Consider the following 10769-nt stretch of genomic DNA (forward strand, 5'->3'; position numbering starts at 1 on the left):
CCCTGAATTGGGGATATGACCTGTGCGCAGAACATGATCTAGTTCCCGCCTCAGCCCAGCAGACTGAAACAACCAGAAGTTCTATCCCACCCGCATACGCCTCATTACGCGGAGTACAGCTATCTTCGCGTCGAGCAGATGCGCGAACCAGCCGTGCGATGGTACTCGCCGGCACGTGTTTCACGTAAAACCCACGCTATACCGGAGACTAGTAGTGAGCTGATCACCGGTAGGGAGTGATCATCTCGTAAACGCACCGATAGTCGACTGAGCACGCACGAGCCAAGTGGACTGAGCACGTACGAGCCATACGACGCCTTCCCACGCAACACAAAGCGAAACAGCACCGGCCCTCGAATGATGCCAACTTTGGGAAATTGCGACACACTCGGCACCGGCGAAGAATGAACAACCCGAACGTTGTAACAATGATGCTGGTGCCGACTACTTCTTTCGGTGCTTTTCGAGAGGCAGCGCGTTGCATCTTCATCGGTTGAGACGTGGTTCCACGTGAAACATCGCCATATACCCAATTCCTCATAAGACGACGTGCTCTGGTTCCGTGAAGATCGTTGAAAGTACTCGCCAAGTCACAACCCCTGAGTTCAGCGAATCCTGCCATTTGCTCTCATCTACTCCCGCGAATAGAGTCTACGTGGGCCCCCAAGGATAGATGCCGTTGACGTATTTCAGTGTCTTGTGGAGCGGTGACCACCGGTGGGCAGCTATTGATTCGCCACTAAACCGCACGCGGCAAACTTGAACTATAGAAGTGTTTGTGTGAACAAGCGAGCCCGAAGACACGGTGTGTTCTGATGAGTGCCATTCGACTGACAGCTTTATCACGTGGAACACCACTCGCACGTTGCCCCTGGTGCTCTATACCCGCGAACACCTTGCCGGCTCATATCCAACGCCCCGTCAGATCCGTATTCACGCTGATTCTCTATCCCGCGCATCCCGAGTATGCGGCTACAGTGGTCCATACTCTGCCTGCTAACGGCACTCCAACAGCCGGAAAAGGAGCTGGCGGAAGCGGAAGATGAGCTTTGAATGCCTTCCAATGTTTCCGACATGGGTTCGCTCAAGAAGAGACATGCGTGGACTGAGAATTCCACATCACCACTCGATTCACCGTCAGCCGATTGATGCGATCACGGTCCTAGCAGCGTTCCAGATCGCACTTCACCTACCTAGTCACCCGAGACTCCCGGACGAATCGAACATGGTTTCACGTGAAACAGAGATTCAGTCCGTGCGTCTTCGGGGAGTGACGCAGACGCTTGAGAACCAACATACTGCGTTTGAATCCAAGGAGGCTCAGTAGGGTCCAGATGTGGTTGTGGAAAGCCGCGCTGACTGTTGCACGGCCAAAGCGCCGGCCTGTTTCACGTGAAACAAGGACCGGTCCACGCGCCATGACTACTCTCCCGCAAGTAGTCCAGGCCGTCCGCAAGCAAGACCTGGCTGACCCAGTTGAAGTTCCAGCAACCGACCCGACTCGTCTGTTTCACGTGAAACAAGACTTCAGGAAAGTTCCACTCGAAATGAAGACCACATCCCACGGTATCGGGCCACCTGCCCGCATCAATGAGGCTATGGATTCCTGGAGTCCACCTCTTGGCGGCGGAACATGCTCGCTCAGCAGGGCGCACATGGCAGCTGCAAGAGCCACCCCCTGTGGACCTTCATACTAGGCTTCTTCTGAATGCATCTCGCCTGTTTGCCAGAAGAATCTCGAACTCCGTCAACACCCACGTCTAATGGGTGGAGAGTCGACGGCGAACCTACAGTCGCGCCGTTTCACGTGAAACGGTGTGAACGCCATTGCACAAGCGAGAGAGTGGCCTATTACCGTCAATAGCGAAATGGTGGATACCGGCGCGTTGAATTGATACGACGGGCTCAACCAAGTTCCGCATAATGGAAATGGGCTTCGGGGCGAACACCCCGAAGCCCATCTTCGCCTAGAGCAAGCCGCTCAGAGCGCGTCCTCGTTCGGGATACCCAAAAGACCGAGAATACGGTCGAGGTCCTCTTGGTTCGCGAACTCCACACTCAGCTTGCCCTTGCGTTTGCCAACGGAGATGTTCACCTTGGTGTCGAGTCGATCACCCAAACGTTCAGCTACAGCGATGAACTCAGGGGACACCTTCGTCGTTGCACGTGAAACATTGATGGAGTCGCCTCGGTTGAGCAGCACGACAGCTTCTTCCGATGCCCTGACGGACAGACCCTCAGCAACGATCCGCTGCGCCAGCACTTCCATATGCTCCGGATCGCGCAGTCCGAGAATCGCTCGAGCGTGACCGGCCGAGATGACGCCGGCAGCGACCCGTCTCTGCACCAGAGGAGGAAGACGCAGCAGACGCAGGGTATTGGAGATCTGAGGACGAGAACGCCCGATACGCTCGGAGAGTTCTTCCTGCGTACACCCGAAGTCCTCGAGCAGCTGGCCATAAGCCGCTGCCTCTTCAAGCGGATTGAGCTCTGCACGATGCAGGTTCTCCAAGAGCGCATCACGGAGAAGGTCTGTATCTTCGACATACCGGATGATTGCCGGAATCGTCGACAGACCAGCGTCCTTCGTCGCGCGAAGACGCCTCTCACCCATGATGAGCTCGAAGCGCGAGCGGTCGCTCGGCTTCTGCCTGACTACGACAGGCTGAAGGACACCGATCTCACGAATGCTGTGGACCAATTCCGCCAGCTGATCTTCATCGAAGACCGTTCGCGGCTGCCTGGGGTTCGCATCGATGAGATCGACATCGATCTCACCGAATTCGGTATCCGGAATCGACTCGACACCTTCGAAATCGTCGAGTTCGCCCTCATCGGCAGTCTCCACGGTGTCGGAGTCACCCGGCCGTCCGATTGAAGCTGAACTGCTCGTCCCGTTATCGGATTCGGAAGCTGTCGAAGGTTCTGATTCCGAGGCCGCCGCCGGACGGGTCTCGTCTAGGGCATCCATTGACTCTGATGCGACTACATTCGTAGTAGCAACGTGCTCGTCACCTCCGCTGACACCGGACTGGCCTTCTTCATCCGCCTCGTAGTCAGCATGGCTTCGCCCAGATGACGTGTATACGCCGGGATGCGTTTCTCGAACATCATCCTCGGCCGACGATGCCGATGCAGTTGCCGAAGTGACCTCTGGGACCTGAGAGTCATTGACGAGGTCAGAACTCACGTCAACAGCTTCATTGTCAGCCACTTGAACCGAAGTGGAATCAGCAGACGAGCTCGCCGCTGGAGTCTCAACTTCGCCTGAGCCCGTTGCTGAGTCAGAGACCGAGGCGGAGGACGATGTCTTCCGCGTCGTATTCTTCGTCGCTGCAGACGCCTTCTGTGCGCTCTCAACTGAGGAAGCAGAGGACGGACCGGACGCCGGCCGAGCAGAAGAAGACCCAGCCTTCGTCTTCGTTGACGTCGATTTGGCGCCAGCAGAAGTTCTGGAGGAACCGCTCCCGGTCGCCTTCTGTGCAGTCGCCTTCGATGCGTTCGACTTCACCGTCGATGCCTTCGTTCCCGACGTCTTGGAGGTCGCCGTCTTCGTCCCTGTCGACTTAGACGCAGTGGACTTAGAAGCGGTCGGTTCAGCGGCGGTGGACTTCGAACCCGCGGCCTTGGACGCAGAGGCCTTGGACGACGCAGCCTTGGTCGTTCCCGATTTTGTCGCCCCGGCCTTCGCCGACCCGGCCTTCGAAGATGCTGTCTTCGAGGCAGCCGCCTCAGTCTCAGTATCTGCCCCGGAAGTCGTGGACGGCGATCGAGTTGTCCCGGATGCCTTCGGCTTGCGTCGTCGGGACGACTGCATCGACGCCGCTGGGTCCGTGCGCGCAGTGCGTGACGTCTTCGTCTCGCTCTCGCGTTTGCCGTCTTCCGAGTTCCCGCCGGAGAAGAACACATCGACCGGACGATCATTGGAGTTCGCGTCGGGAATCAATGCTCCGAGTCCGCGCCCCAGGCCCCTCTTTTTGCGTTCAGCCACGACTTACTCCTCGATTCGCAATTTCTTCGGCGGCTTCCCGATAGGACAGGGCACCGCTGGAATGTGGGTCATATGAGATCACGGTCTGGCCATAGCTCGGTGCTTCGGAGATCCTCACCGAACGCGGAATGGCAGTACCGAGGACCTGCTCCGGGAAGTGAGTGCGCACATCCTCAGCGACCTGAGCACTGAGGTTCGTCCGTCCGTCATACATCGTCAGCAGAATCGTCGTGATCGCCAATTCGGGATTGAGGTGCTTCTGGATGAGCTGGATGTTCTTCAGCAGCTGGCTGAGGCCTTCGAGTGCATAGTATTCACACTGGATCGGGATGAGGACCTCGCGAGCGGCCACGAAAGCGTTCACCGTCAGCAGACCGAGGCTGGGCGGGCAGTCGATGATGATGTAGTCGACGCGGTCTCCCGCTGATTCCTCCTCCTTGAGGTAGATGCCCAAGGCACGCTGCAGTCGCTGTTCACGTGCGACGAGAGACACGAGTTCGATCTCCGCGCCGGCGAGGTCGATGGTGGCCGGTACGCATTTGAGAGTGTCGAAGTCCGGACACTGCGCCACCGCCTCGCGCATGGGAACGTCATCGATGAGGACGTCATAGATGCTCGTGACCTCGGAATAGTGGTCGATTCCCAGGGCGGTGCTCGCGTTTCCCTGCGGATCGATGTCGATGAGCAGCACATTGAGCCCCTGATTGGCCAGAGCCGCTGCGATGTTCACCGCCGTCGTGGTCTTTCCGACGCCACCCTTCTGGTTCGCGATCGTGAAGATACGGGTCGAGTCCGGCCGTGGAAAGGTTGTCTGCGACAGTCGATCCGCTCGCCGGTTGTCCCGTGCAATCGCGGCACCAATGGGAGACGACTCATCCATGATCGGCATAGGGCGCACTCCATCATCCATCGGTTTCACAAGGCTCTCATCCAGCCTAGACCAACTCTACTTCGTACTATTTCTTGACGATCTCGACGACACGACTCGGGACCTCGAGGATGCCGCCGCCATCGACGACGTGGATCTGAGGTTGGGACAGTCGATATCGCTTGATCAGTTTCTTCGCTTTGACCAGCTCGCCTTCGACGGAAGCTCCCTTGAGGGCGAGGATCCGGCCCCCGGGGCTGATCACCTCGCGGGTCCATTCGATGAGAGTCGTCATCGCCTTGACCGCGCGTGCGGTGACGACCGTGAACATCTCCTCGTCGACGAGTTCCTCGACGCGTGCACGCACGATTCGCACATTCTTCAGGCCCAGATCGTCGACGACCATATTCAGCCATTCGACGCGGCGTTCCATCGGTTCGATGAGGACGATCTTCGCCTCGGGGCGCATCAGTGCGATCGGAATACCCGGCAATCCGGCACCGCTGCCGACATCGCCGACGACATCATCATCATTGATGTGTTCGGCAACCACAGCGCAGTTGAGAATATGCCGAGTCCACAGCCGATCGACCTCGCGCGGACCGATGAGCCCCCACTCGATTCCGGTCGTGACCAAGTGCTCGGCATACTGCTGCGCGGCAGGATAAGCCGCACCGAAGTACTCTTCAGTGCCTGCCGGAGGCGACTCGATCTCCGCTGTCGTCGGCTCGGTCGAGAACTCCGCCTCGGTCGAGAGCTCGGGGTCGTTCTCGGGCTGATCAGTCATCGGCGAGCCGGATGACGACGTGACGACCGTCGCCCTCACCCTCAGACTCCGAGACCAGGCCGGCGCGGGCAGCTTGGTCATGGATGATCTTACGTTCGAAGCTGTTCATCGGCTTGAACGCGAACTCCTCGCCGCCGTCCTTGACTTCGGCGATTGCGCGCTTGGCCTTCTTGATCAGCTCTTCGCGACGGCTGTTGCGGAAACCGTCGATATCGAGCATCAGCCACGACCGCTGACCGGTCTGGGTCTGCACCGCCAGACGGCTGAGTTCCTGAAGCGCACCGAGGGTGCGGCCCTCGCGGCCGACCAGGGTGCCCAGGTTGGAGTCCTCGTCGTCCTCGCAGACGATGGACAGCTGTGCACGGCCGTCGGCGACATCGATATCGATATCGCCATCGATGTCGGCCAGATCCATCAGCTCTTCGAGGTAGTCCGCAGCGATCTCGCCCTCTTCTTCGAGGAGTTCGGCACGGCTCGGCTTCGGCGAGGTCTCCTCCGGAGTCTCTTCCGGTGTCTGTTCGGAGGTCTCGTCGATCTTCTCTTCGGTCATGTCTGTCCTCAGCGCTTCTTGTTCTTCTTACGGTTCTTGCTCACGGGCTGCTGCCGCTGGCCGCTCTTCTTCGGGGCCTCCTCGGTGACGGTCGATCCCTTGAGCTCGTCCTGCTTCACAGTCTTGCCCTTGCGAGCCTTGCGCTCAAGCATCTCCTTCTCGGCCTTCGAGCCGGGAGCGGGCATATTGCGGATGACCATGTGCTGCTGGGCCATCGTCCAAGTGTTCGAGACCAGCCAGTAGATGAGGACACCGAGCGGGAAGTAGATTCCGCCGATGCCGAAGACGAGAGGCATCACGTAGAGCAGCATCTTCTGCGACTGCATCATCGGGTTGGCCATTGCCGACTCCGACATGTTCTTCGCCATCATCTGCTTCTGCGTGATGAACATGGTGGCGGCCATGATGACGATGAGGACACCTGTCAGCAGCTTGACCGCAAAGCCCGGGTCGGTGAAGACCGCCGAAAGGCTGATGCCGAAGATCGAGGACTGCTCAGCCTGGATCGCCAGCTGCTGTGTGAAACCGCCGATGGCTCCGACGTCACCGGAAGCGACCTTCGGCATGTTGTGGATGACGCGGAAGAGCGAGAAGAAGATCGGCATCTGCACGAGCAGCGGCAGACACGATGCCCACGGGCTCGTCTTGTTGTCACGGAACAGCGCCATCTGCTCTTCGGCCATGGCCTGGCGGGAGTATTGGTCCTTCTTGCCTTTGTACTTCGCCTGCAGGCGCTGGATCTCCGGCTGCAGCAGTTGCATCTTGCGCTGTGACTTGATCTGGTAGACGAAGAGAGGGATGAGGAGAGCACGGATGACCACTGTCAGTCCGGCGATCGAGAGCACCCAGGTCCAACCGCTGTCGGCCGGGAGACCGATTGCGGTGAAGATCTCGTGGAAGATCGCGAGGATCCAAGCAACTACCCACTGCAGCGGGTAGAGCAGCTTGTCCATCCAGTCCATTCAGTTCTCCTCGTTACACCGATTCTTGCGCGAAGTTCATTTTGCCATTGTTCACAGGTCTGCGCGACACGACGTGTGCCCCGAGGCAGTCCGCTTCTTCACGCTCGTGCGCGGACTGCAAGTTCAATATATTCAGGTGTGTGCCTGACCGCGGTGGATGGTCTTCGACCTGGCCTCCCGCGCCGAGCCCGGCACATGGTCGACACCTCCGTGCGACCACGGATTGCAGCGCAGTATTCGCCACCCAGTTAACACCACGCCCTTGAGAACTCCGTGTATCTCGAACGCCTCGAGACCGTACATGGAGCAGCTGGGGTAGTAGCGACACACTTGGCCGTAGAGAGGTGAGATCACGATCCGATAGGCGCGGATGAACCAGACGAACGGCATCCTCGGTCCGATCAGGACGATCCAGCCGAGTGTCGGCCAGAAACCTGCCGGCCGGCGGGGCACCTCGGAGACATGCTTCAGATCATGCTCGGCGTCCACGACGTTCCAGCTTCTTCTCTGCCTTGACCAGCAGCTCGTCGACCTCGGCGGACAGTACGGCGAAATCGACCTGTCCGGCATGCGGCAGTGCCCGGATGACGAACAGATCTCCTGATCTCAGCTCTCCGAGCCGCGCACGCATGATCTCGCGCAGGCGGCGTTTGGTGCGGTTGCGCACCACGGCGTTGCCGACGGCCTTGGATACGATGAAACCCACGCGTGCAGCGTGGGTATCATCGGTGTCTCTCAGGCTGTGCGCCATGAGATGCTCTGTGCGCACCCGGACCCCGGCTCTGAAGATTCGTCTGAAGTCTTCGCCGCTGCGGATCCGATGTGCCGCGTCAAGCATGCTCAGGCCGAAATGTCGGAACGTCCCTTGCGACGACGTGCAGCCAGGATCGAGCGGCCCGCGCGGGTGCGCATACGCAGACGGAAGCCGTGCTTCTTGGCGCGCTTACGGTTGTTGGGCTGGAATGTACGCTTGCTCACTTCAGTCTCCGATTTCTAGGTTGCGGGTGAACGCCGGTGCGTTCTCACAAAAAACGGCGGTGCGAGTCTCGACCGCCGAGCACTCCTGTGCATAAGAGCCAAAAGATAATCAGGATAATCGGATGAAGCCCGGTACACAGGACACTCCATCTTAGCGAGGCGGAATCGGACCGGTCAAACGGGATCTGCATGTTTCACGTCACGCTCGCCCGAAATTCATCGCCGTTCGCGTGTCCGTCACCAACCCTCGTCCACAAGTCACACCCATGTAGTTTTCCACAAGCTTATCCACGAGTGTGGAGATTCACTGGGCTGAGTCGGCACTGGTCCACATTCTGTGGAAAACTATGTGGAAGTCATGCACAGGTGTGGATCACGCCAGAACGAATTTTTTGAAAGCTGAGGAAATGTGACGGTGTCGAATTCCAAGAATGAGCTCATCGGCCGCTGGCACACGGTGGTCTCAAACCTGGAACAGGACCCAGACCTCACGTCGCATCAGAAGGGATTCCTCTCCCTCGCGTTGCCGAAGGCCCTCGTCGACAATGCGCTCATCCTTCTCGCCGTGCGTGACGAACACACCCGCCGCACCATCGAGACCCGACTGCTCGGCCCTCTGACCAGGGAGTTCTCAAAGGTGCTCGGTTTCGAGGTGACCTTCGGCTTCGTCGTCGATCCTGAACTCGACGTGCCGATCCGCTTCGAAGAACTCATTGGAGAGTCGACCCCTGGAACCCAGGTTCCCATCGATCCGGTCACCTCCACCTCGGCGACGGGATCCCCTGAACCCACCCCCACCGAGGCGACCGAACCGGTCCGGCCGGCACCCGCCGATCATTCGACGCCCGAATTCGCTCAGCCGCACCAGGGCCAGCCGGCTGCGCAGACCTCGGGTACCCAGATGCCACAGGCTCAGGCATCGGCGCTTCCGGCAACGCAGACGCCCGCCTCGCAGCCGCAGGCTCCCGACGATTCCGGCATGACTGACCGTGAGATGAAGATCGCCGAGGCGACAGCCGCCCCGATGGGCCCGCCCGTCGATGCTCCCGGCGTCGCTCAGCTCAACCCGAAATACACCTTCGACACCTTCGTCATCGGCGCTTCCAACAGGTTCGCCCATGCAGCGGCCTTCGCTGTCGCCGAGGCACCGGCCAAGGCCTACAATCCTCTGTTCATCTATGGGGACTCGGGATTGGGCAAGACCCACCTGCTCCACGCGATCGGCTACTACGCGACACAGCTGTTCCCAGAGATCCGAGTGAAGTACGTCTCCAGCGAAGAGTTCGTCAACGACTTCATCAATACGATTGGCTCATCGAAGACCTCGAATGCTCTGCGTCCCGCCTTCCAGCGCCGCTACCGCGAGGTCGACATCCTCATGATCGACGACATCCAATTCCTGCAGGGCAAGGATGCGACCGTCGAAGAGTTCTTCCATACGTTCAACGCCCTGCACAATGAGGCGAAACAGGTCGTCATCACCTCCGATCAGCCGCCGAAGATGCTCAAGGGCTTCGAAGAGCGGCTGCGCTCCCGATTCGAATGGGGTCTGCTCACGGACGTGCAGCCGCCGGATATGGAGACTCGGTTCGCGATTCTGCGCCGCAAGGCCGCAGCCGAGCAGCTCGATGTTCCCGACGATGTCCTCGAATACATCGCCTCCCGTGTGTCCTCGAACATCCGCGAACTCGAAGGCGCTCTCATCCGGGTCACGGCATTCGCCAACCTCAACGATCAGCAGATCGACGTCTCCTTGGCCGAGACCGTTCTCAAGGACTTCATCACCCCCGATGACACCCCCGCGGTCACGGCCGCGGACATCATGGGCCAGACCGCTGCCTACTTCAGCCTCACCCTCGACGACCTGTGCGGAACCTCCCGGTCCAGGACTCTGACGACGGCCAGGCAGATCGCCATGTATCTGTGCCGTGAGCTCACCGACCTCTCCCTGCCGAAGATCGGACAGGCGTTCGGTGGACGCGATCACACCACCGTGATGCACGCGAACAAGAAGATTCGAACTCAGATGGCCGAACGACGGGCCGTCTACACCCAGGTCACCGAACTCACAAACCGCATTAAACAACAGCACCGCCTATAGAAGTCGTCATACACATCTGTGGATAACCCTGGGGACAATTGCTCACAGCTTGGGGACAGAACGGTGGACAGAACTGGTCCACGGGTGGAAAGATGTGAACTACATGCTTGTGTTTACCCAAGCGCCCACCGACGTCTCGGTCGCGGTGCACATGGCATCCACAAGCTCATAATGGATCAGAACCCTTGATTACTCTGGGGTAAGCGGCACTTGTCCACAGTGTCCACATGTGCTGATACTTCTACCAAGTGAATTCAACTCCTAAGAGGGCGACCGCCACCGACTGCTGCGGGGGATGAGCTTCGAGCTCATGAGCTCGAGGTCGAGAGAGTCATGGACCTGCAGAATATTCGAACACAGGATCTCGGCCGATTCTCGAATGCGAGATTCGGTCGCTGAGCACCCTCGGCATCCCTTTTCGGCCGGCACTCCTGAGGTGGGCACAAATCGGATAGGCTGTGTAAAGTTTTCCGAGCAGTATCGAGCCTGTGACTCGCAATCCGGAATCTCGTGCCAGATGCCCAGTGCAGGT

Annotated in this window: 10 protein-coding genes; 2 read left to right on the top strand and 8 right to left on the bottom strand. The window is 59.1% G+C overall.

The window, feature by feature from the left end; genetic code table 11:
* Positions 1-1981 precede the first annotated feature (1981 nt).
* Entirely contained in the window at positions 1982-2971 is a 990-nt protein-coding gene (locus KTJ89_RS13060) for a ParB/RepB/Spo0J family partition protein (protein WP_259358025.1), read from the bottom strand.
* Between the two features lie 253 nt (positions 2972-3224).
* Between KTJ89_RS13060 and KTJ89_RS13065 the strand changes: the two genes are divergently transcribed.
* A complete protein-coding gene (locus tag KTJ89_RS13065) occupies positions 3225-4067 on the top strand; it encodes a hypothetical protein (protein ID WP_259358026.1) in 843 nt (280 codons plus the stop codon).
* On the opposite strand, the gene KTJ89_RS13070 is transcribed toward KTJ89_RS13065, so the two are convergent.
* From KTJ89_RS13070 to rpmH, 7 genes are all read right to left on the bottom strand, one after another.
* Positions 3984-4880, bottom strand: coding sequence for a ParA family protein (locus tag KTJ89_RS13070; protein ID WP_259358027.1), 897 nt, complete (start codon positions 4878-4880; stop codon positions 3984-3986). The two genes, KTJ89_RS13065 and KTJ89_RS13070, sit on opposite strands and share 84 nt — an antisense overlap.
* Before the next feature lie 67 nt (positions 4881-4947).
* A complete protein-coding gene (gene rsmG, locus KTJ89_RS13075) occupies positions 4948-5646 on the bottom strand; it encodes a 16S rRNA (guanine(527)-N(7))-methyltransferase RsmG (protein ID WP_259358028.1) in 699 nt (232 codons plus the stop codon).
* On the bottom strand, positions 5639-6196 hold the full coding sequence (locus tag KTJ89_RS13080) for a Jag family protein (RefSeq protein WP_139909522.1): 558 nt from the start codon (positions 6194-6196) through the stop codon (positions 5639-5641). The genes rsmG and KTJ89_RS13080 overlap by 8 nt, the downstream gene beginning before the upstream one ends.
* An 8-nt stretch (positions 6197-6204) precedes the next feature.
* A complete protein-coding gene (gene yidC / locus KTJ89_RS13085; RefSeq protein WP_259358029.1) occupies positions 6205-7158 on the bottom strand; it encodes a membrane protein insertase YidC in 954 nt (317 codons plus the stop codon).
* Positions 7159-7290: 132 nt separating this feature from the next.
* Entirely contained in the window at positions 7291-7647 is a 357-nt protein-coding gene (gene yidD, locus KTJ89_RS13090) for a membrane protein insertion efficiency factor YidD (protein ID WP_248283866.1), read from the bottom strand.
* Positions 7631-7996 carry a ribonuclease P protein component gene (gene rnpA, locus KTJ89_RS13095; protein ID WP_259358030.1) on the bottom strand — a complete coding sequence of 122 codons (366 nt, stop codon included), beginning with the start codon at positions 7994-7996 and terminating at the stop codon, positions 7631-7633. Before rnpA ends, yidD begins: the two co-directional genes overlap by 17 nt.
* Before the next feature lie 2 nt (positions 7997-7998).
* Entirely contained in the window at positions 7999-8136 is a 138-nt protein-coding gene (gene rpmH, locus KTJ89_RS13100; RefSeq protein WP_039211706.1) for a 50S ribosomal protein L34, read from the bottom strand.
* 415 nt (positions 8137-8551) lie between these two features.
* On the opposite strand from rpmH, the gene dnaA reads away from it, so the two are divergent.
* On the top strand, positions 8552-10237 hold the full coding sequence (gene dnaA, locus KTJ89_RS13105) for a chromosomal replication initiator protein DnaA (protein WP_259358031.1): 1686 nt from the start codon (positions 8552-8554) through the stop codon (positions 10235-10237).
* Positions 10238-10769: the final 532 nt, after the last annotated feature.

The organism is Brevibacterium sediminis (assembly GCF_024895295.1).
GTDB lineage: Bacteria > Actinomycetota > Actinomycetes > Actinomycetales > Brevibacteriaceae > Brevibacterium > Brevibacterium sediminis.

Coding starts and splice junctions, on each gene's coding strand:
- yidC (WP_259358029.1), bottom strand. CDS start 7,158: ATGGACTGGATGGACAAGCTGCTCTACCCGCTGCAGTGGGTAGTTGCT.
- KTJ89_RS13070 (WP_259358027.1), bottom strand. CDS start 4,880: ATGCCGATCATGGATGAGTCGTCTCCCATTGGTGCCGCGATTGCACGG.
- KTJ89_RS13080 (WP_139909522.1), bottom strand. CDS start 6,196: ATGACCGAAGAGAAGATCGACGAGACCTCCGAACAGACACCGGAAGAG.
- KTJ89_RS13060 (WP_259358025.1), bottom strand. CDS start 2,971: ATGGATGCCCTAGACGAGACCCGTCCGGCGGCGGCCTCGGAATCAGAA.
- rsmG (WP_259358028.1), bottom strand. CDS start 5,646: ATGACTGATCAGCCCGAGAACGACCCCGAGCTCTCGACCGAGGCGGAG.
- rnpA (WP_259358030.1), bottom strand. CDS start 7,996: ATGCTTGACGCGGCACATCGGATCCGCAGCGGCGAAGACTTCAGACGA.